Here is a 20,073-nt window from a genome sequence, read left to right on the forward strand (position 1 = left end):
GATACGGCTTAGTGTCTCTCCGCCCTGCTCACGACAAGCTTTTAAAGTGCTCTAATAAATGGTGTTCACCATAAGCAGGCGCTACCATGTCTTGACCAGAGACAGTTAAAAAGAACTCAGCTGGGCCACCCACTCTTTCTGGCAATTGTTTCGCCACTTCCAAAGCTAATTTTCTTACCCAATCTGGTAAGTACATGAGTTTTTCTGGTTTATCCATTGCTTTAAAGGCAAGTTGCGCCAGCTCCTTTATGCTGAAAATATCTGGACCACCAATGGCTAATTCACGTTTATCTTGTCTAGGCCGCCATGTTTGTTTGGCCTTATGTGGTGAGTCATTTAAATCGCTATCTGTAGGTTGAGAGCCCTGATGAGAGCTTAGCTCAGCAGCTTCTAAACAAAAGCGTGCTAGGTCTTCCCCATGAATAGGATTCACTTTCACATCTCCCCACCCAAATAAATAGGCACGTCCTGCTTTTGCCATGGCATAAAAGGCTTCAATATCAGAAAAGAAACCATTAGGCCGTATCACACAGGGCTCTAGCATTTGAGAAGATAATAAGCGCTGCGCAAATTGTTCTTTAGCGTACAACATTCGTACCGATTGATAATTAGGCGCATTGAAAGCAGAGATATAAATAAACTTCTTTACTCCTGACCTTTCTGCTTCTTCAAGCAAATTGATATTGGCTTGATAGTCCACATCCATATAGTTAAGGCCATCTTTTTGTCGAGTAATACCAACACAAGAAATAACGATATCTATACCGTCACAGCAGCCAGCAAGGCTCATAGGATCAGTAACCTGAGCCAATTTAATTTGCGCTTCACCAAGCCCCATAGCCCCTAACTTTTTAAGTGAACGACCTAAAGCAACAAAGCCTTTATCTTGTTTAAGTAACGCTTGTACTAAGTAACGCCCTAAATAACCTGTTGCTCCGGCAAGAAGAATTTTTGCTTGCATCATTTACCTCCTATTCTTTTCCTTTATCAAAGCCTGAATTATCAAGGCTATGCGTCCTTGCTACTTTCGTGTTCTGGTCGATATGGTTCTTCCCTTAAAATATGGCTAATCAGCAGCTTCAAATAAAACACAGGCAAGAACCACTCTAGCCCTACAGCCGTCTCAAACACATACAAACTCAAGATAAGGCTCACAGAATACAAAGTGAGCGCGATAGGTCTTTGTAGATAAAGCGGGGTAAGTAGAATTGCCGCCGAAGCAAGCAACATATAAGCCCCAGCAGAAGCAATCCACCAGAGATCAAACTCAAGGAAAAAATAACTGAATATCGTTAGCTGAATAAAATGAATGCTAATAAAGCTCATGTGTTGCTTGAAACCTTCACCTTCACGGTGGAACCAGCGTTTAGCACTTGAAGTCGCATTAGTAATGACCCCGCCTAGCATATCGACAGTCAATAAAATTGCGATCAGATATTGAACCCAACTCCAGTCAATCCCTGTTTGATACACACAGAAAGCTAAGATACCAGCGGCAATAAAGGGAATGTAAGTCTGCACATCTTTTTCTGCACGTGTTGCCCCAGGGCCAATTAGCTTATCTAATTTACCTTTATATCCCGCTCGAATTGCTGGAACTTGCCAATCAATTTTCATAACACACCTTTATCAATTTGCTGCTTACTCATTTCTTAAAAGTCTATATAGACTCTTATTTAGAACACCTGGTCTTTTTAAAATAACTCAATCACACAAGACTTGTAAATCTTTTTTAGACCGAATGGACTATAATTTTCAAAAAAACCTCCTTCAAAAATAATGAATACGCAAAAAAGTAAAAACATAGGGTTAAATCTGGTGTTTTAGAGGTGATTCTGTTTAACTTTGCAGCCTTTTTTAAAAGCCTATGAATGAGCTCTTAGCTTTTTGCTTTGGATTAAAGCACGCTAAAAACTCGCTAAGCCAGTAAGGAAAACCTATGCCAAAAATTGTTGACCATGATAAGAAACGTGAAGAAATTGCTTTAAAAGCAGCAAGTATTTTTCTTGAGCATGGCTATAAAGATCTTGGCATGAGGCAGCTTTGCAGCCACCTATCCATGAGTAAAAGCGCGGTTTATCATTACTTTAAAAGTAAAGATGAGATCTTCGTTGCTTCCACAGAAGCCATGTTTAGCTCAGACAGCATGATCTTAAATGGCTGCCCTCACGTGGAGCATGCAAGCCAGAATGAGAAGCTAGAAAACTTCATACAAATCATGAATCTTTTAGCACCGCGACATTTTCAAGAAACCAAGTTGGTAATGGAGTATATAGATGTCATTGGTTTAGAAAATATCCCACAAGACACCTGTATGAGAACAGCTAACGAGAAGTACCAAAGCCTGTTAGCCAACTATGTTGATGCCGAGCAAACAGAACAACTTTACGCCATTCTCTTGGGGCTACTTAGCCAGCAATTACTTTTAGGCAGACCTTTAAGCAAAGACTATATTTCTGGATTAATTCACAGACACATAGGCTAATTATTCTCTTAGCCGTATTTAACGCCAGTAAGTAGTATCCACGGCGCTAAACACAAGCAACTAGCTAGTTTGGCTTAATCCCAATTTATAATACCAAGGCTAATGCCGTAACCAGTTTATCTAATGCTTTAGCCGCTTTAGAAACAGCCTCTGCCGTTTTTGATAAATCATTAACCGCTTCTTGAGCAACGTTTGATGCAAGAATCAATGCCTCTTTGGCTTCTTTATATTCAGCAATACTTTCTTCCCATTCTTTCCCTTCCGCTTTCTGAAGCTGATCGTATAACTCTTGAATCTTCTGATTAAGTTCTTGATCATATGGAGAGGCTTCCGAAAGTGCTTCGAACTCTTCTATAGCCAGCGAGATTTCTGATGAAAGTGTTTTAATCGTCATAACCAATCCTTTTTATTAATGAGATAGAAGTTGAATATAGGTATTTAATTCTTTCACTTGCTTTGCATATGACTTAATTTGATCAGAATTAAACTTATCGTTTTCAACTGATTTTAATAATTCGTTATTGGCTTTTTTGAACTGAGTAATAGCTTTAAAACCACTGCTGGATAAAACGTTTACCTCTTCGAGCGCCTCAATACTGAGCACATACGAATCATAAGCAAACTCTCTTTCGGTAAAAGAATTACCGCCTACTCTTAACACATCAGATGACGCTTTACGTAAGGCTTTTGCACTCGTGCAATAGTGGTCAATCACACCTGTTTTTATATCATTATCTTGTCTGCTAGCTTTATCGATACATAAAGAGCGGCCCTTAAGAGTAAGATCATTAACCAATAAATCCGCTAAAGCACTCACCTCTTGAGAATAAGCTTTGACTATTTTTACTAGGCTTTCCTTCTTCTTTTTCTCAACAAACCAGCTTCCCGTAAGCTTGACTACGCCTTCAAATGCTTCTTTTTTCTCATCTGAAATAACATAACCCGCTTTATCCAGCTGAACAGCAGATTCAAAAGAAGTAGAAAATGCCGTTGCCGCCTTCCCTAAGTTTTCTGATTCATCATGAGTCGCAAGCTGATTGAGCAATTTCCCATATGCATTTAAAACATCTAACACAGATATTAATTCAGCAACACCAGTCGCACTAATGCCACCGTCTAAATCCAAATCAGCAGGAGGTTTATTGTTTCTAATAATTAATCGACGCCTTTCGATTCCAATAATTTTATCCCTAGTTTCTTTAAAATTATTCTGGCTTGAGACACTAATGCTTTGCGTAGCAGATGCGAACTGAGAGACCTGTTGTTTTTGAACCGAGGTTAAACCACACCCAGAGATCAGTGCTGGAATGACCAAAAGTATCAACTTCTTATTCATAATTTTCCTTTAAAAGTGTGCTGTTTAAGGAACCTGCGATTATGTCACCTCTTCTCAGTCTTTTCAGAAAAAGTATCACACAAGGCGTTACTTTGACGTAATGTAGGTACCTTTCGAGAAGTGACAACACAGAGTGATGTTTTTTCTGAAAGACCCAAAGGGCGTGGCCTAAAAGCCCTAGCTTTACGTTGAAGAGCTTATCAATAGAATCACTATTAAGTTGCGCTCCTCGCCATAAATCTAGCGGCTTTTATCCACACGCTGAGGCGGGAGGACTTATTCGCAGGTTCCTTAAGTAATTAAATCTAACTTTTAGCTAACATTTAATGGCAAAAAACGTATTATGCCGTTAATAAAAAGCTCACAAATTACAACCCATTACAGGCAAATTAGAGATAAGAGTTAACTCAATGAAAAAAGTGACCCTCTACACACTGAATAAATGCCCTCACTGTGATACAGCCAAGGCTTATTTAGACAAACAAGGTATTGCCTATCGTTTATGCAATGTACAAACACCAAGTGGTCGCAAAGAGTTTGCTAAACTAGGGCTTCGTGGTGTACCCGTGCTAAAAATTGGCGATCAAATATTAAAAGGGTTTTCGGTGAAAGCATTTAATCAACTCTATTAGATGAGAAGAGTCTATTTTCAGATTTAATAACGCTACTTTACTCGCTAAATGGAGTAACAAACATATCGAAGATACTTTGATTCAACCCGTGTGGTTAATGAAGCCAAATAGCTAATTTATTAATCTAGTTTTAGAGCTCTTCGATCTCTCGACTCAATACATTCAGCCTATGAACTCTAATCTTATTGTCCTTTGTATAGGCAGTAAAACGTACAAAGTTAACCTCATCTCCTTCGCTTTGATAGATGCCTTCCGTCCAAAGCGTATTATCAGCCTGTGCCCCAATTGAATAGCTTTCACCATTATCTAAGAAGTAAATTGAGAGGCCACAGCCAGCCAAGGCAACAAATGCGTTATTCCAAGCAATTAAGCCAGAATCTGGGTCACCATAAATCGACGCGACAACAATATCTGGCTGAACACTTTGCGATAATTTATTAAGTAAATAGGCATCCTCATGGATGGCATAAAGCCTAAATTCTTCATTTTCAAACAGTATTCTATCACTCATAAAATCACTCGCTTTAACCAAGCTGCTAAATTGATCTATGAATTTAGATTAGTCTTATAGTATGAAAACAAACAGAAACGGTTAACAGTAATATTGAGATTGAAATGCAATCAGGACTGTCTTCAGGCGCCTACATGGCAGCCTAAAGACGAATGAAAGTGTTAAATATAATATTTGTAACTTAAGCCTTAAGCGCCATATCAGCCATTTTCATCACGCTTTCAAATGATTGAGCACCACCGATAAAGCAACCGTTGTGGCAGAACATAGCATCCGCAATACCTGTCACGTCTTGTAGTTCTTTACCCGCTAACCCTGCCCAAGGGCTGGGTAGAGACTTTCTGTCTTCGAAAGAGCCAAGCTCAACAGGGACAGTCTGAATACGCCACTCTCCAGTGTCTGAAGGGTAAACCACATACAAGGCTTCTTTAGACAATCTATGAACCGTTGTTTTCCAAGGTGTATATTGCTCAAGCACGATCAGTCTTGGATCTTCTGCCTTTTCGATCGCTTTAGCGACAATATCTTTAGCACTAATACCGCCCGTTGCAGCAGCAATAAAGCGAGTTAGAACGCGAGATGCAAAGCTTACGGCTTCTTCAAAGCAAGCATCGTAATCATTCTCTTCTTGCCATGTCGGGTTAAACATAGAAATGGTTTGGCTAAGGCTAATACCTTTAGATACCCCTTCAACATGGCCGCAATCAACCGCATCGATTACAGAAACGAGACCCGTGTCGACAGAATGAGCAATTTCTTTGTTACCGCCACAAATCTCAACACCGTACTTTTTCCAGATCAAACCGAAAGAAGAATAAGGAATGCCATTTTCACGCTCACCTGCACCACCGCGTTGGTGGTGATCAAAACGACCAGCATCGGCATCGTAGATACCGCCCACATCCAATACGATATCAGCTTGTTTGATAACCTCTAAGTCACGAGTACGAACCAGATTAAAGCTAGTGAAAATCGTTTTCAGAGCCGCGACGCTAAAAACATCATCAGCATGAAAGTTACCATTGTGGGTTGCTATCGTAATATCAGTCATTGGAGTTGTATCTTGCCTGTTGCATAAGAGAGTAATACTAGGGATTAATCTGTTTAGAAGAGATTGTTACAGGCATATTTTAAGCGATAAACCTGAACCAATTTTCTAACTTAGATACCCCTAAAAAAGATACGGGGATTCTATAGCAAGATGGCCGACAAAAATAGCAGATTAAAAACACTTAAGACATTAATTGAGAAGAGCTTCAAAACTTCTGCAAGTGTCTCATCAGGTTTAGCGCCTTCTGTATAAATAATGTGCGTTGCAAGCTCATAATTCGATTTGTGCTCTATAAAGTGCCGATTTAGCTCAGCATCTTCATCACTTTCATCGCCGTTCAATCGCTTTAAACACAGAGTTTTATCAGGTGACGGCAATAAGAGAATGACATATTGAAAAGGCTTAAGCGCCGCTTTTGCTCGTTGCAGATAAGCATCATCTTCATAAACAGAATGACCAGCACCAAAATCAATGACGCAATTGTTATGCTCTTCTAACAAGCGCTCTACTGCATGAATCTCAAACTGTTTCCAATAGCGATAGACACTCAACCCGCCTTCTGTTTGATCGAGCTCCCTAGCATAGGTTTTGTCATAGCCTATCTCTTTATAATAATCCCAACGAAACTCATCCATCGACTTTTGAGGCAACTTGAGATGTGAAGCCAAGAGTTTACCTATCGTGCTTTTACCTACTCCCATTGGCCCAATTAATACAATGTCTAATTTATTCAAAATCTCTTCTCCTTGATTAATGAATAGATAGTAACTCGAACAATCAAAATTTGAAGTAAAGCTCCCATTATGATTTTCTAAATCAACGTAACCACCTTGCGCTATGGCAATATTTTGATAAGAAGTCGATAAAGATACGTACCTTAGGTGGCACATGTTCACGATGAGGATATACGGCATAAATACCGCTCGGATCAAGTTCGTAATCCGTTAATAATGGTTGCAACAAGCCTTTCTCAAAATCTTCTTGCAAACAAAATGTGGAAAGCGCTGAGATACCTTGCCCACTTTTTGATAAAGCTATAACCGCAGCAACCGAGTTACTTTTTAACTGACTGTGCATCTGAACACCTTGTTTCTGGCCTTTCTTTTCAAATTCCCACGTAAGAGGTGAGCTAAAAAGAGACAAACTAATCCAGTCATGTTTTTGTAAGTCTTGCGGTGTTTTTGGTGTGCCTTTTTGGGCTAAATACTCAGGGCTGGCAAAGACACTTACAGGCGCTTCACAAATCATCTTAGCCACCAGATTAGACTCTTGTAACCAACCTATTCGAATCGCAAGATCAACGCCCTCTTCCACCATATTGATAATGCGATCTTCCAATAACAAATCAATTTTTAATAATGGATACAAAGAACGAACGTCTTTAATCACAGACGTTAAGTGCTCTGTACCAAAACTAACAGGGCAAGAGATTCGTAATGTGCCTGTCGGTTGGTTTTGATACTCTCGCAGTTCGCTTAAAGCAATGTTTGTTCGATTAACAATTTCGGCACTATGACGATAAAAAATCTCACCCGCTTCAGTCAGGCTCAAACTGCGTGTTGTCCGATTAAGCAAACGCACACCCACTTCTTTTTCTAGCTGGACAATTTGTTTACTCACAGCAGACTTTGCTACTCCTAATTGCCGTGCTGCCTCAGAGAAACTCTTGGTTTCAACAACGCGAGTAAACACACCAATACGCTTTAGCTCATCCATTTAAATTCATCCACTTCAGTTTAATCACATTCGTTACCACTCATCTCACTGTACACCAAAAGAGAACAAAGAAACCACTTTCACCTATCTAGTACAAATATAAGAAACAGATAAGATAACGTCATCAACTGATCCGATTAATGAAATGAACGACGAGATCGTTCATAGGAGTAACTATGAGTCACCTGAATACCTTATTTCACTCTGTAGATCTTGGGGCAAATTTAACCCTAAAAAACCGTATAATCATGGCCCCGCTAACGCGTTCCATGGCAGACGATAACCTAGTACCGACCGAAGCAATGGCCGCTTATTATGGCCGTCGTGCAGATGCAGGTTTAATCATTAGTGAAGCCACATTGGTATCACAAGATGGTCAAGGCTATCCCAATACCCCTGGGCTATATACTCAAGCTCAGATTGATGGCTGGAAGACAGTCACCCAACGAGTACATCAAAACGGTGGAAAGATTTTTGCTCAGATTTGGCATACAGGTCGTGTCTCTCATTCGATTTATCATAATGGTGTTTTGCCGATGGCACCGTCAGCTGTGCCTATCGTTGGTCATGGACATGTTCCCCGTACCGAAAACCTAGAATACGAAACACCACGAGTTATTACGAAAGATGAAATAAAGCGAGTTCAAAACCAGTTCGCTATCGCGGCTAAAAATGCGATAGAAGCAGGATTTGATGGTGTTGAAATTCACGGTGCCAATAGTTACCTCATTGACGAGTTTCTACATTGGGATACCAACCGCCGCGAAGACGAATATGGTGGCACAGTCGAAAACATGACACGTTTCTTAATTGAAGTTATCGATCAAGTAAAAGCAGCAATTCCAGAAGGGAAAGTTGGCTTGCGCCTTTCTCCTCAGGCTTACATCAACTTAGAGCACGATGATCGTGACAAGCAGGTGTTTGATTATCTACTACCGCTACTCAATCAATACGATTTAGCTTACGTTCATACTGGAATGTTTGCTGATGAACCTTACGAGCATTTGGGCGGAACAGTGACTCAGTATATTCGTCAACATTATCGAGGCACGCTCATCGCTTCTGGTGGGTACAGTGTAAAAAGTGGCGCAGCAGCCATTGAAAATGGTGATGCTGACCTAATTGCAATTGGCCGACCTTTCATTGCTAATCCAGACTTTGTAGAAAAAGTAAAACAGGAAAAAGCATTGGTCGAATACAATAATGACATGCTGCACGAACTTTACTAAAGTATTCAGCCCAATTAAAAGCATCATCTAGAAAAACGATTAAAGGCACCCAACTAAAATTTAGCCGCTTTGCTTGGGTGTTTTTATGAGTTGGCTTTAGTTCATAGGGATTGGAGGCATTCTCTAATTAGCCAAGATCCCATTAGAAAAACATAATATAAGCAGATTTAGCCCGTATCTATGTTAAGCTCGCCGCAATTAATCATTTGTTCAGATTTCAAACACACTTGAGATAAGCCTCCTATCGCTCTAAAGCAATAGAATCTTGCGCTTAAATCTAAGTGATTCCTCAATCATCATGAAGGTACGTTATGAATAAACCATTTTCCCAAGCTTCTGAAAACAATAAAGAACCTATTCGCCAGATACTCGCTCCCTATGTAAAACAAGGTGGAATACTCTTAGAAATAGGCAGTGGAACAGGACAACATGGTGAACACATAACACAGCACTACCCAGATTTGGCTTGGCAAACTAGTGACCAGACAGACTATCTAGAAGGCATTAAACTTTGGGTTGCAGATGCACAACGCGATAATTTCAAAGCGCCACTTGAGCTTGAAATCAGCACGGCGAAATGGACTAACGAGAAAGTCGACTTTCTGTATTCAGCCAACACGGCACATATTATGTCTTGGGAAGAAGTTGAAAAATTCTTTGAGTTTGTCCCTAGCGCACTAAAAGAAGGAGGTTATTTCTTCCTTTATGGCCCTTTTAACTACCAAGGTCAATTTACCAGCGAGAGCAATGCCCGCTTTAATGACTGGCTAAAAGAGCAAGCACCTCATCGTGCCATTCGTGATTTCGAGACCGTCAACAAACTGGCTTGCGAGCAAGAATTAGAGCTGATTGCAGATAACCCTATGCCAGCAAACAACCGTTTATTAGTTTGGCGAGTGAGTGCTAAGTAGCCTGAATACGTTATCTTCAAGCCTATTTGATAGACAAGCTAAACAAAAAGGTCAAGGTACTCAATCCATGCAAAAAGAATCCAATTAAAGCGTTTTGAGTTGTGCGTTTTAAACTGAATACCTTGGCCGAACCACACAATAAATCAATGATAAATTAATGTTAAAAAAGTAAAGCAAAAATATTTAAATAATTTTTTCTAAAAAGCGGAACCAAGTGGTTCTCTCATAGTCAACTTTAGTGATTTCGACACCCCACAAAGTGATGTAACTAAAGAGTTCCGCTAAATAATGAAACCTATAAAATTCTTATTCCCTTTAGCACTAATATTAAATACTGATCTAATTTTGGCTAATTCTGAGAGATCTATTGGTGTATTAGTTAATGAGAGTTCATCTATCTATTTAGATACAAACAAGGACACCGTCTTTGCTCCTTTTTTATCTTATGATAGTGACACTTTTTTTATTAAACAAAGAAGCATTGGTTACCATCTAACGAGTTACTTAGACGCCTCTATTGCATACAAAGACAACTTTTTCGACCCTGATGATTCGACCAATGCTGACATGCAGTTGCTGGATAGAAGAAAGGGAGGTGTCTACGCTAAAGGGAGTGTGAGAGCGAGTATATTCAACGCCACGATAGAGCAAGATATTTCAGGCAGGCATGATGGCTACTCAATACAAGCTGGCGTCCAATTACCTCTCTATTCGGCCTTAGAAGCGCCTTTAATTGTTAGAGGGAGTATTGATTATATCTATATGGATGAACAAATGAGCGAGTATTTATACTCTGTTTCTGCTTCGGAATCTGCACGAACTTCAGGAAAAATAGCCAATTTTTCGATTAAAGATACGACCGCAATCAAATATGGATTGAGGACTATTTCACCTATCACAAACAACTTAAATATCGTGACCATATTAAATTATGTACGATATTCGGATGAAGTAGACTCAAGCCCTATCGTCTCAAAAAACTATAATTATTCAGGTACTATTCTGGCGAATTATACATTTTAAACAGCCATTAAAATTAACGCTCATAGGCATCATGTTTAAATAAAAGCGCGGTAAATTGATATGCCAGTTCAGTTACTACTGATAAATAAGAAATGCCCCAGTATTGGGGCATTTCTTAAACTATAAAGGGCATTCAAATCTAATCAGCAACGAGGCTCATTCCTCCGAATCCATCATCTTGAGTTAAATCGATAACAAGCTTAAATGTCTTTGGCTCTGAGTTTTTATAGGTACCTAAGTTTTTCTGATTTTTTGGATAAGGCGTTTCAGTTGTTGTGCATTGAGCTAACAAAATTGCCTCACCAGCATTTCCATCGTTCCAATACAATTGGTACTGCCCTTTCCAAGTTGATACTTGAAGAAAGCTAATATTAGGGTAAGCGCCACCAACTTTAAGAATAGGAAAATTTGGTACATCAATTGTACCTGTACAAACTTTACCCCACTCCCAACTATTGATTTCATTTACAGCATATACAAAAGGTGTACCAGTTACTTGTGATTGGTTTTGAACTTCAACTTTTGTAATTGAAAATAAAACAGTCATGTTTTCACCCTTAACTTAATTGGCCTACTCTTTAGGATTTTCGGCATACTCCCTGTTTATGTCAGTGGTTTCAAGACTCCACTTTTTCCTTTATTGCAATGACATAAATAGCTTGTTTACATGCTATTTATGAAATAAAGATTCCATTAAATGATTGCAAGAATTTAAACCTAGTTCATTTTTTAAAAAGTGCACATTTAATTTGAATAATTCATCACATCTCTTGTAGTTATCTAAGCCTCGTCTATAAACGCCTAGACCAGAACCACTAAATAAACGCACTGCTACTTATCGATAAATAAATAGCAGCACCTAATAAGGCGAAGCCGCCAAATCGGTTTACGTAATTGCGGCTATCTTGCAAGAAAGATAGAAGCCCTTTAGCAGATATGGCGTATAGCATGACGCAGGTAAAATCTAGCAACGCCATTGTCGGGCACATGATAGCCATTTGTGGCAATAAGGGCTGGCTGGTATCGATAAACTGAGGGAAAAACGCCGTAAAAAAGACGATAGCTTTTGGGTTGCCAAAGGCCACCATAAACCCTTTTATATAAAGGGTGTGCGCCCCTATCGTTGCTGTCGTGTCATCTGCGCCAGAGAGAGTTAATTCGCTACGATCAAGCAACATTTTTACCCCCATATAGACTAACGTGATTACCCCAAACCATTTAATCAAGGTAAATGCCATTTCAGAGCTGGCAATAACAACCCCTAAACCCGCAGCAACTATCATCATCTGGATAAAATTAGCCGAAATATCCCCCAGTGCCGTAAAGCTAGTTTGTCTAACGCCATATTTCATCGAATGAAGCATACCTAATACGATGCTTGGTCCAGGTGTCATTGTCAGAATAAGTGAAGCAATAATAAAAGTTAACCATGTCTCAGCGGCCATTTCGTGACTCCGTTTAGTGTGGCTGTCATTAAAAACAGGCTGTCGTTGAAAAGCAGACTGTCGCTCAAAAAACACATCAACTCTTATGAGTAATGCCTTAGATTTCCTAGTGCTAAGCGCTTAATGGCTCAATTGCACTTGCTAGGCTCAGTCTGATAGTATACTGATGCATAACAAAATAACCTGAAGTTATACTTTTATGATTGACGAATTAAATGACATCCCAGCTTTAGTCCCCAAATTATTAGTACAACTAGCGTCGTTGGGTAGCATCACGCAAGCGGCGACAGCTTTGAACGTAAGCCAGCCTGCTGCGAGCAAAGCCATTAGAAATGCTGAGCTTAGATTGGGTGTGGCATTAATCAGAAGAGACAATCGCCCTCTTGAGCTAACCCAAGAAGGACAATTAATTGCAGAGTACGCGAAGCAGCAACAAGAAAAAGAAGATGCATTAATTCAACAGCTTAAACAAATCAAAAAAGAAGGGGCCGGTACCATTAAAATAGCCTCTTTTGGGGCATCCGCATCCACTCATATTTTGCCTAATTTCATTCAAAAAATTAGTCAAAGCTTCCCTAGTATTAAGGTTGAAGTTTATGAATATACAGACGAAGGCGCCTTATCGGCCCTACGAGAAGGTCGAGTCGATTTTGCCATCATTGTTGATAAGCAAGCACTAGATCTCGATGTGATTCCTATTATGACGGACCGCTTAGTCGCCTTAGTGAATGAAAGCGACATCTTATCCAAGCGTCCGACTTTATCAGTAAAAGACATTATGTCGCGAGATTTTATCTTAACCAAAGGCGGCAGCGAAGCGCTGATAAGAGAATGGTTTTACCTCTCAAATGCCAGCTTAAAAGTAAAGCACACCGCCGTACAATTAACCTCAATACTCGCCTTAATTAGAGCAGGATTAGGCATTTCTGTTGTGGCCGAATTGGCTGTACCTGACTCCCGCCCAAATATAAAAGTCATTCCCTTAATGCCAGAACATCCCCGCCCTATTTGTGTCGCCAGAAAAGCCGGTAGCTTTTCTTCTCATGCAGCAAAATCTGCATGGCGTTGCTTTGAGGCACAGCTTTAATAAAAAAACTTAAACTAAAAGAAAGCGAGTAACTCATTTTATTCGCTCAACTTTTTAGCTCAATTCAATAGCTCAACTTAATAGCCAAGCTTAATATCCACGCTCTCTAGCAGCTTGTTTTCAGTTCTGTATAAATGAATGTTGTCAGCCACAATTTTGGCAGCAGTTTCTTTATTTGTCGGTGCTGAGATGTGCGGTAGCACAGTAATTTTAGGGTGAGACCAAACCTCAGACTCAACTGGCAAAGGTTCCTGCTCAAATACATCTAATACAGCATGCTCAATTTGCCCCGAGTCCAAACAGGCTAATAAATCAGCCGTATTAACCACGGCGCCACGAGAGAAGTTTATTAACTTAGCCCCTTTAGGAAGCCAAGCTAGCGTCTCGTTATTCAACATATGATGCGTATTAGGCGTTAACGGAAGCAGGTTAATTAAGATATCGGTTTGCTCCATCATCGCCTTTAAACCATCCCGTCCATGATAATGGCGAATCCCATCAAGCACTTTAGGAGAGCGAGTCCAGCAGCTCAGGGAATAATTGAGCTGTTGCAACAAACTCAAGGAAGCCAACCCAAGCTTGCCCGCACCTAACATTGAGATGCGTAAATCTTTTGAATCCCTATGCTGCAACTTACGCCATTGCTTTTGCCCTTGTTGCTTTGCATAACTCGGCATATTACGCTGCAAGTACAAAGTCCATGCCAATACAGACTCGGCCATGCTTTGAGCCAAAGTCGGGTCAACCAGCCTGATGAGTTGAAAACTTGCCTTGTTAAAACTTTCCTTATCTAAACTTGTCTTATTAAAACCAGCCTTGTTAAAAACATCACTTTTCAGCGCTTGAACCAAACCTTCAACTCCAGCCCATAAGCTTTGCACCAAAACAAGGTTGGGATAACGCAATAAGTCTTCTGGGTTAGGATTAGAGACAATGGCGATATCGACCAAGGCCTCTTCTCCCTCAGGAATTTGATCAGGGAGCAACACCGTCTGGTTTTGCAACTGACTATTAAGATGCTCAAGCCATAAAAACTGAGCCTCGTCGGTTAAGCGGCTAAGAAAAACAATATGCTTCATGCGTTAAATACCTCCTTCATGTCAGCAAAGCTTTTAAATTCAATCGGGTTACCAAAAGAATCGAAAAAGAAAAAGGTAAATTGTTCGCCGGGTTGCCCTTCGAAGCGATGAGTGGGAGGCAGCACAAAATCTATCTTAGCGGCGGTTAATCGATCGGCGAGAGTGCGCCATAATGCCAAGGGCAATACCAAACCAAAGTGCGGCATAGGGACAGCAATGTTATCCACCTTACCTGTGTTCTTAGTGTGTAACGGCTCTCCCAAATGAAGAGAAAGTTGATGCCCGAAAAAGTTAAAGTCGACCCAAGTTTCTGTACTTCTCCCCTCTTCTGCACCTAGCAATTCACCGTAAAAAGCACGAGCTTGGTTTAAGTCAGTCACATTGATGGCTAAATGGAAAATGTTCGATTGCATATCACCTGTCTCTCTGTTTGTTCTCATGAAACAGAGGTTAGCAATCATCATTCAAAACAAATACTATATATTTATATGAATGACCATAAGGAATTGTTTTGGATATTCGATTTTTATCAAGCTTGCTAGAAGTGGTTAACACAGGTTCTATCGCCGCCGCTGCAAGAAATCAAATGCTTACCTCTGCGGCGGTGAGTCAGAGAATTAAAGCACTAGAGCAAAGTTTAGGTTGCCCGTTGCTTAACCGCTCTGGCCATTCAGCCAAACCAACAGAAGCCTGCTTAAGACTATTACCTAGATTGAAGCATCTGGTAGCAGAAACCCAAGCACTGCAAAATGATTTAGACCAAACAGGCTTATCTGGCGATTTAAAAGTCGGCGCCGTTTCCACTGCCTTAACTGGCATCATGCCTAGTGTGATTCAACAGCTCGCTACTCATCTACCAGATCTCAACCTACAAATTTCACCTGGAACCTCGGCTAATTTATATCAGCAACTGCTTGATAAAAATCTTGATGTCATCATTATCGTCAAGCCGCCCTTTGTTTGCCCCAAGTACTTACAGACAAATACTTTATACACGGAGCAACTGGGCTTTATTAGCAGTGAGTCAAACACATTAAACGTCAAAGAGTCCTTACTGAACCTACCTTATATTCAATACGACAGATCCGCTTGGGGCGGCGCGATCGCAGACTCTTACTTGCTAGATTGCGATATAGCAGCCAACACCTTATGTGAGTTGGATGCCCTTGAGAGCATCGCTCTGATGGTAAAACGTCATATGGGCGTTTCATTAGTACCCATCTGGCAAGGACTAGAGGAAGTCGCTAACAATATTAAAATCCAGCCTATTTCAGGCAAAGAATACCAACGACATATTCAGCTGATTACCCATCGCCAGGTGGGCAAAGAGCGATTGATTGAGGCTTTTAGTGATACGGTTATAAAAGCCAGTAAAGAGTTGATATAAGCGTGGAAATTCAAAGATAGAGAATGATCAAAGACACCCGACTAAAACAGTAAGTTTTAAGTTAAGTATTTTGTTAGATTTTATAATTATTTTAGCCGTATGATTACATATAGATATCTTGTGTAAGCGTACGAACTTTGAACGCAATTCATGTAAATTTAGAAGCGCTTAACTTTCAGTAAGCATCTCTTTATAGGATTTTGTTTCAAGATCAAACTGGGTTAAACCAAACTTAGCAGCTAAAGCTTCAAGCTGCTCTCTATACTGGGAAAGCTTAGATTCATCATCTGTCATGATGGCAAATTCAGCGAAGTCACCGATATTCGCAAGTGTATCCAACGTAATATGAAATTCACCAACAAAATAGATACTACGGCTTTTCGTCGCTTTTAAAACAATCTCATACCCCATAGTTTCAAGCATGCTCAAAGCTTTATCTGCATCACTAATATCCGTTGCTTCACATCTATCTTCTTCTGGACCTTTCACTATCCATAATTTGATGCCAGAAGGAGTCATAGTACGTATGCACAGACTTTTATTTTGAGCTTCAAGCGCTAAATCTGGAGTATCGAAATAACAATCCGATTCCGTATTATTTTCAAGCATGACTTCATGAGGGGTTTGGCTTAATGTTTCCAGAAAGCCAGATTTGGACGTAAGGCGATACTTCAACTCGACTTCATACTTACCTTGAAAATGATCTTTTGCCACGCTTTATCTCCCTGAAAAAGAAGAAGATTAACATATCAAATGCATTCAAGGCAGTTAGATAAAGAAATGAAAAAAGATAGTTTTTAATCTAAACTGGCTTTTGGTTTTTAAATGGTTTTTAAATAAGACAGGCATTTTAAAAGAGATCAGATATAACATCAGCTAAAAACAGATTCTTAAAATATTTCTGACACTTTATAGATAAAAAATGAAGAGCCCACTTAATTTGGCGACCCATTTTAAGCAATTAATTGGATAATTTCATATTTAGGGCGTCAAGATATCTCGAGTTAACGATAGGAAGAATTTCGACTAGATGAATAAACTAAGATCTAAGAAAGTAGCCGTTTACAAGCACTTAAACCTGAACATCTTTGCAATTCAGTATGCTCACAATAATCAGCTAATAACCTTTCTGAGCCCACTGCGACTTTAAAATGCTTTTCAAACCCCGTGCTGACTTTCAGCCATTGCTCTGGGGTAAGGTGAATACGTTGCAAAATAGGCGCTAAAGAAACATCAAGACTCCCTCTTTTATCTTCTCGAATGATACGGCCCGTAAGGTCAATAAGTTCAAGATAATCCTCAAGTTTAAAAGGTAGCCCTTCCGGCTGATTCTCCCTTTCATAGCCGATAAAAGGAAAAAGTGTTTTAGGCTGAGTTTGATTGGCCTTGACAACGTCGATACGAGTTTTGATACTAGTATGCTTTGAGGATTCTGGTGTTTTTTCCATCTTAGCTCGAACTGGGTTCAAATCAACGTAGGCCATACAGGCAACAAGTGCCGCCTCATCTAACAGAGCCTGAGACTTAAAGCGCCCTTCCCAGAAATGTCCGGTACATTTATCCTCATTGTTAGCCATACGTGCAATAGGTTCATTAAGCTCTTTCATAAACCAACTGATATCCATTAAACGCTTTCGATACTTCTCACATCTTTCATATACCAAAGCTAACTCAAACTCTTCCATCTTTTTGTTTTCTAAATACTTTTCAGTGAATTGAGTACCTTTATGTAGGCTATGCCAGCGCTCAAGCACTTCTTTGATAGACCAGTTATTCGCTTTATCTGCATCAACATGAAGTACCAAATGGGTATGGTTGCTCATGACAGCATAGGCGCAAATATCGATAGCAAAAACATTGACTAAGGCTAGCATTTTATCTTCAATCCAACCTCGTCTGTGGTCATAACTTTTCCCAGTAGACTCATCTTCTCCGCAGAGAAAAGCACGCCTGACGCATCGGGATACACAATGATAATAGGGAGTGTCTTGAAGACTAATTAGAGATTTACGTGGTTTCGGCATTTTAGATTCCTCATCCTTGAGTGAATTTAATAAAGCTAGATGGTAATTAGAAGAAGGTCAAATTGTTATGCCTGTCCTATTAGAACTCTTAACTTTCAGTGAACATCTCTTTATAGGATTTTGTTTCAAGGTCAAACTGGGTTAAACCAAACTTAGCAGCTAATGCTTCAAGCTGCTCTCTATACTGGGAAAGCTTAGATTCATCATCTGTCATGATGGCAAATTCAGCGAAGTCACCGATATTCGCAAGTGTATCCAACGTAATATGAAATTCACCAACAAAATAGATACTACGGCTTTTCGTCGCTTTTAAAACAATCTCATACCCCATAGTTTCAAGCATGCTCAAAGCTTTATCTGCATCACTAATATCCGTTGCTTCACATCTATCTTCTTCTGGACCTTTCACTATCCATAATTTGATGCCAGAAGGAGTCATAGTACGTATGCACAGACTTTTATTTTGAGCTTCAAGCGCTAAATCTGGAGTATCGAAATAACAATCCGATTCCGTATTATTTTCAAGCATGACTTCATGAGGGGTTTGGCTTAATGTTTCCAGAAAGCCAGATTTGGACGTAAGGCGATACTTCAACTCGACTTCATACTTACCTTGAAAATGATCTTTTGCCACGCTTTATCTCCCTGAAAAAGAAGAAGATTAACATATCAAATGCATTCAAGGCAGTTAGATAAAGAAATGAAAAAAGGATAGCTTTTAATATAAACTGACTTTTAAACTAGACAGTCACTTTTAAAATAACAGAGCACAGTTCAAGTAAATTACTTTAATGGATTAATGGTATCCGCTGGGATGGCGGCTATGCGTTTTTACGAATACAAGGATGTATATGATATTGAATAAACTTAAGTCGAATCCGGCATTTTCTCGGCACCTTGCTGCTACCACACTAACCTCCTTCGCTGATTTCTTTATGTTAATCATGATGCCTTGGATGGCGTTAAGTGTTGATGGCGGTGGGAAGAGTGCTGTTGCGATTGTCTTGGCTATTGAAAGCTTCCCCCGTGGCATTGCCATCTTATATGGCGGTCGCCTAACAGATAAGCTAGGGGCAAAGCGTCTGCTTATTGGTGCTCGTATGGCCTTGGTGGTTTTGTTTTCATGCTTTGCGCTGTTGCTTGCTAATGACTGGGTAAATATCTACCTGCTGTGTGTATTTGCGCTAGGCTTTAGCTTATTCAGTGCTGCTATTGCCCCTGCCACTGAATGCATTGTTCCTTCCATCGTTGAAAAGGACAGCTTGAGTTCGGCCAACAGTATGATCATGAGTACGATCCAATTTTGTCAGATCATTGCACCCGTTGTCGCCGCGTCCTCAATGGCCTTTTTGGAGACAAGCAAACAGGGAGACAATGTCGTCTACCTCTATCCGATGCTTGTTGCAGCCTTCATGCAAGTACTGGCAATTGGCCTGATTCGAACTTTGCCAATTTCTAATCAAAACTCAACCTCAACAAGCAGCTTGCTAGAAAGCGTGAAAACAGTATGGGCAAATATTGAAGTACGCAACATCACCCTATTGTTATTCTTCGTCTGCTTGTTCGCTGTCGGCCCTTCTAGTGTGGCCTATCCACTTATTGTGGTTGAACGTTTTGCCGCCAACGTTGAGCATTACGGGCAGATGTTTTCAGTACAAGCCATGGGCGCTATTTTGGGTTACCTATTAATGGCTCGATTGAAGCTCAAATGGCAAATCGTTAATAAAGTCTGTTTATTTCAATTGATCATAGCCGCATCACTTTTTGCACTCGCGCTCTTTTACCAGAAGTACTTCATTCTCATTGCCGTTGCGCTAATTGGTTTTGCCGATGCCTGTATTCGAGTGACGGTCATCACTCATTTGCAAACCACCACAGAGAGCCACATCCTTGGCATGACGATGTCCATGGTCATGTTATCCGTTGTAGGTGCGATACCGATTTCACGGGCTCTTTCTGCAATCATCATTGAATATTATTCGGTGGAGAGTCTGCTCATGGGAAGTGGTATTTTAACGGCAATAACCATACTAAGTTTCTATTTCTCGAGCCAACGAAATGCCGTGCCGCAAGCACAATAATCTAGTGATTTATTAGGCTTTTTTAAATAAGACAGGCATTTTAAAAACTAATCTAATAAAGCTAGAGGGGAATTAA

General features: G+C 40.1%; 23 protein-coding genes. 8 read left to right on the plus strand and 15 right to left on the minus strand.

All coding sequences use genetic code 11. The features are described from left to right. Positions 1 to 28: 28 nt before the first annotated feature. Positions 29 to 964 (minus strand): SDR family oxidoreductase, encoded by a 936-nt coding sequence (locus OA91_RS11035; protein WP_231870353.1) that lies wholly within the window; start codon positions 962 to 964, stop codon positions 29 to 31. Positions 965 to 1,008: 44 nt separating this feature from the next. Further along, the gene (locus OA91_RS11040; protein WP_063338272.1) at positions 1,009 to 1,617 is read right to left on the minus strand and encodes a hypothetical protein; all 609 of its coding nucleotides are present in this window, start codon (positions 1,615 to 1,617) and stop codon (positions 1,009 to 1,011) included. Positions 1,618 to 1,939: 322 nt separating this feature from the next. On the opposite strand from OA91_RS11040, the gene OA91_RS11045 reads away from it, so the two are divergent. Then, positions 1,940 to 2,485, plus strand: a complete 546-nt coding sequence (locus OA91_RS11045; protein WP_063338273.1) for a TetR/AcrR family transcriptional regulator — start codon at positions 1,940 to 1,942, stop codon at positions 2,483 to 2,485. 85 nt (positions 2,486 to 2,570) lie between these two features. Here OA91_RS11045 and OA91_RS11050 read toward each other — a convergent pair whose 3' ends face one another. Then, positions 2,571 to 2,879 (minus strand): hypothetical protein, encoded by a 309-nt coding sequence (locus tag OA91_RS11050; RefSeq protein WP_063338274.1) that lies wholly within the window; start codon positions 2,877 to 2,879, stop codon positions 2,571 to 2,573. A gap of 15 nt (positions 2,880 to 2,894) precedes the next feature. Further along, positions 2,895 to 3,821 carry a hypothetical protein gene (locus tag OA91_RS11055; protein ID WP_063338275.1) on the minus strand — a complete coding sequence of 309 codons (927 nt, stop codon included), beginning with the start codon at positions 3,819 to 3,821 and terminating at the stop codon, positions 2,895 to 2,897. Between the two features lie 410 nt (positions 3,822 to 4,231). On the opposite strand from OA91_RS11055, the gene OA91_RS11060 reads away from it, so the two are divergent. Then, positions 4,232 to 4,453, plus strand: a complete 222-nt coding sequence (locus OA91_RS11060) for a glutaredoxin family protein (RefSeq protein WP_063338276.1) — start codon at positions 4,232 to 4,234, stop codon at positions 4,451 to 4,453. Between the two features lie 130 nt (positions 4,454 to 4,583). Here OA91_RS11060 and OA91_RS11065 read toward each other — a convergent pair whose 3' ends face one another. From OA91_RS11065 to OA91_RS11080, 4 genes are all read right to left on the minus strand, one after another. Beyond that, positions 4,584 to 4,964: a hypothetical protein gene (locus tag OA91_RS11065; RefSeq protein ID WP_063338277.1), complete on the minus strand. Its 381-nt coding sequence runs from the start codon at positions 4,962 to 4,964 to the stop codon at positions 4,584 to 4,586. Between the two features lie 181 nt (positions 4,965 to 5,145). Further along, entirely contained in the window at positions 5,146 to 6,015 is an 870-nt protein-coding gene (locus OA91_RS11070) for an MYG1 family protein (protein ID WP_063338278.1), read from the minus strand. Positions 6,016 to 6,155: 140 nt separating this feature from the next. Next, positions 6,156 to 6,749 carry a shikimate kinase gene (locus tag OA91_RS11075; protein WP_231870354.1) on the minus strand — a complete coding sequence of 198 codons (594 nt, stop codon included), beginning with the start codon at positions 6,747 to 6,749 and terminating at the stop codon, positions 6,156 to 6,158. Between the two features lie 82 nt (positions 6,750 to 6,831). Beyond that, on the minus strand, positions 6,832 to 7,731 hold the full coding sequence (locus OA91_RS11080) for a LysR family transcriptional regulator (protein ID WP_063338279.1): 900 nt from the start codon (positions 7,729 to 7,731) through the stop codon (positions 6,832 to 6,834). Positions 7,732 to 7,907: 176 nt separating this feature from the next. Here OA91_RS11080 and OA91_RS11085 point away from each other — a divergent pair, with 176 nt between their 5' ends. The 3 genes from OA91_RS11085 to OA91_RS11095 all read left to right on the plus strand — a co-directional run bounded on the left by OA91_RS11085 (position 7,908) and on the right by OA91_RS11095 (position 10,894). Further along, positions 7,908 to 8,960 carry an alkene reductase gene (locus tag OA91_RS11085; protein WP_063338280.1) on the plus strand — a complete coding sequence of 351 codons (1,053 nt, stop codon included), beginning with the start codon at positions 7,908 to 7,910 and terminating at the stop codon, positions 8,958 to 8,960. Positions 8,961 to 9,271: 311 nt separating this feature from the next. After that, positions 9,272 to 9,871 carry a DUF938 domain-containing protein gene (locus OA91_RS11090; protein ID WP_063338281.1) on the plus strand — a complete coding sequence of 200 codons (600 nt, stop codon included), beginning with the start codon at positions 9,272 to 9,274 and terminating at the stop codon, positions 9,869 to 9,871. A 288-nt stretch (positions 9,872 to 10,159) separates the two neighbouring features. After that, positions 10,160 to 10,894 (plus strand): MipA/OmpV family protein, encoded by a 735-nt coding sequence (locus tag OA91_RS11095; protein ID WP_063338282.1) that lies wholly within the window; start codon positions 10,160 to 10,162, stop codon positions 10,892 to 10,894. A gap of 139 nt (positions 10,895 to 11,033) precedes the next feature. Here OA91_RS11095 and OA91_RS11100 read toward each other — a convergent pair whose 3' ends face one another. Further along, on the minus strand, positions 11,034 to 11,441 hold the full coding sequence (locus OA91_RS11100) for a hypothetical protein (protein ID WP_063338283.1): 408 nt from the start codon (positions 11,439 to 11,441) through the stop codon (positions 11,034 to 11,036). Positions 11,442 to 11,709: 268 nt separating this feature from the next. Beyond that, entirely contained in the window at positions 11,710 to 12,339 is a 630-nt protein-coding gene (locus OA91_RS11105; protein WP_063338284.1) for a LysE family translocator, read from the minus strand. A gap of 199 nt (positions 12,340 to 12,538) precedes the next feature. Here OA91_RS11105 and OA91_RS11110 point away from each other — a divergent pair, with 199 nt between their 5' ends. Then, positions 12,539 to 13,426 (plus strand): LysR family transcriptional regulator, encoded by an 888-nt coding sequence (locus tag OA91_RS11110; RefSeq protein WP_063338285.1) that lies wholly within the window; start codon positions 12,539 to 12,541, stop codon positions 13,424 to 13,426. A gap of 77 nt (positions 13,427 to 13,503) precedes the next feature. On the opposite strand, the gene OA91_RS11115 is transcribed toward OA91_RS11110, so the two are convergent. Then, complete coding sequence (locus tag OA91_RS11115) at positions 13,504 to 14,505, minus strand: 2-hydroxyacid dehydrogenase (RefSeq protein WP_063338286.1); 1,002 nt, start codon at positions 14,503 to 14,505, stop codon at positions 13,504 to 13,506. Beyond that, positions 14,502 to 14,918 carry a VOC family protein gene (locus OA91_RS11120; protein WP_231870355.1) on the minus strand — a complete coding sequence of 139 codons (417 nt, stop codon included), beginning with the start codon at positions 14,916 to 14,918 and terminating at the stop codon, positions 14,502 to 14,504. Before OA91_RS11120 ends, OA91_RS11115 begins: the two co-directional genes overlap by 4 nt. A 98-nt stretch (positions 14,919 to 15,016) precedes the next feature. Between OA91_RS11120 and OA91_RS11125 the strand changes: the two genes are divergently transcribed. Beyond that, positions 15,017 to 15,892, plus strand: a complete 876-nt coding sequence (locus OA91_RS11125; RefSeq protein WP_063338287.1) for a LysR family transcriptional regulator — start codon at positions 15,017 to 15,019, stop codon at positions 15,890 to 15,892. Between the two features lie 168 nt (positions 15,893 to 16,060). Here OA91_RS11125 and cyaB (OA91_RS11130) read toward each other — a convergent pair whose 3' ends face one another. From cyaB (OA91_RS11130) to cyaB (OA91_RS11140), 3 genes are all read right to left on the minus strand, one after another. After that, complete coding sequence (gene cyaB, locus OA91_RS11130) at positions 16,061 to 16,606, minus strand: class IV adenylate cyclase (RefSeq protein WP_063340094.1); 546 nt, start codon at positions 16,604 to 16,606, stop codon at positions 16,061 to 16,063. 332 nt (positions 16,607 to 16,938) lie between these two features. Beyond that, positions 16,939 to 17,916 (minus strand): transposase, encoded by a 978-nt coding sequence (locus OA91_RS11135; protein ID WP_063338289.1) that lies wholly within the window; start codon positions 17,914 to 17,916, stop codon positions 16,939 to 16,941. 88 nt (positions 17,917 to 18,004) lie between these two features. Further along, positions 18,005 to 18,550, minus strand: coding sequence for a class IV adenylate cyclase (gene cyaB / locus OA91_RS11140; RefSeq protein WP_063340095.1), 546 nt, complete (start codon positions 18,548 to 18,550; stop codon positions 18,005 to 18,007). 217 nt (positions 18,551 to 18,767) lie between these two features. Here cyaB (OA91_RS11140) and OA91_RS11145 point away from each other — a divergent pair, with 217 nt between their 5' ends. Further along, complete coding sequence (locus OA91_RS11145; RefSeq protein WP_063338291.1) at positions 18,768 to 19,997, plus strand: MFS transporter; 1,230 nt, start codon at positions 18,768 to 18,770, stop codon at positions 19,995 to 19,997. Positions 19,998 to 20,073: the final 76 nt, after the last annotated feature.

Source organism: Marinomonas sp. SBI8L, assembly GCF_001624705.1.
In the GTDB taxonomy this organism is placed as follows: Bacteria; Pseudomonadota; Gammaproteobacteria; order Pseudomonadales; family Marinomonadaceae; genus Marinomonas.

Bases quoted from the DNA above. Each gene is read 5' to 3' on its own strand.
- OA91_RS11035 (WP_231870353.1), bottom strand. From the start codon at position 964: ATGATGCAAGCAAAAATTCTTCTTGCCGGAGCAACAGGTTATTTAGGG.
- OA91_RS11040 (WP_063338272.1), bottom strand. From the start codon at position 1,617: ATGAAAATTGATTGGCAAGTTCCAGCAATTCGAGCGGGATATAAAGGT.
- OA91_RS11045 (WP_063338273.1), top strand. From the start codon at position 1,940: ATGCCAAAAATTGTTGACCATGATAAGAAACGTGAAGAAATTGCTTTA.
- OA91_RS11050 (WP_063338274.1), bottom strand. From the start codon at position 2,879: ATGACGATTAAAACACTTTCATCAGAAATCTCGCTGGCTATAGAAGAG.
- OA91_RS11055 (WP_063338275.1), bottom strand. From the start codon at position 3,821: ATGAATAAGAAGTTGATACTTTTGGTCATTCCAGCACTGATCTCTGGG.
- OA91_RS11060 (WP_063338276.1), top strand. From the start codon at position 4,232: ATGAAAAAAGTGACCCTCTACACACTGAATAAATGCCCTCACTGTGAT.
- OA91_RS11065 (WP_063338277.1), bottom strand. From the start codon at position 4,964: ATGAGTGATAGAATACTGTTTGAAAATGAAGAATTTAGGCTTTATGCC.
- OA91_RS11070 (WP_063338278.1), bottom strand. From the start codon at position 6,015: ATGACTGATATTACGATAGCAACCCACAATGGTAACTTTCATGCTGAT.
- OA91_RS11080 (WP_063338279.1), bottom strand. From the start codon at position 7,731: ATGGATGAGCTAAAGCGTATTGGTGTGTTTACTCGCGTTGTTGAAACC.
- OA91_RS11085 (WP_063338280.1), top strand. From the start codon at position 7,908: ATGAGTCACCTGAATACCTTATTTCACTCTGTAGATCTTGGGGCAAAT.
- OA91_RS11090 (WP_063338281.1), top strand. From the start codon at position 9,272: ATGAATAAACCATTTTCCCAAGCTTCTGAAAACAATAAAGAACCTATT.
- OA91_RS11095 (WP_063338282.1), top strand. From the start codon at position 10,160: ATGAAACCTATAAAATTCTTATTCCCTTTAGCACTAATATTAAATACT.
- OA91_RS11100 (WP_063338283.1), bottom strand. From the start codon at position 11,441: ATGACTGTTTTATTTTCAATTACAAAAGTTGAAGTTCAAAACCAATCA.
- OA91_RS11105 (WP_063338284.1), bottom strand. From the start codon at position 12,339: ATGGCCGCTGAGACATGGTTAACTTTTATTATTGCTTCACTTATTCTG.
- OA91_RS11110 (WP_063338285.1), top strand. From the start codon at position 12,539: ATGATTGACGAATTAAATGACATCCCAGCTTTAGTCCCCAAATTATTA.
- OA91_RS11115 (WP_063338286.1), bottom strand. From the start codon at position 14,505: ATGAAGCATATTGTTTTTCTTAGCCGCTTAACCGACGAGGCTCAGTTT.
- OA91_RS11120 (WP_231870355.1), bottom strand. From the start codon at position 14,918: ATGCAATCGAACATTTTCCATTTAGCCATCAATGTGACTGACTTAAAC.
- OA91_RS11135 (WP_063338289.1), bottom strand. From the start codon at position 17,916: ATGCCGAAACCACGTAAATCTCTAATTAGTCTTCAAGACACTCCCTAT.
- OA91_RS11145 (WP_063338291.1), top strand. From the start codon at position 18,768: ATGATATTGAATAAACTTAAGTCGAATCCGGCATTTTCTCGGCACCTT.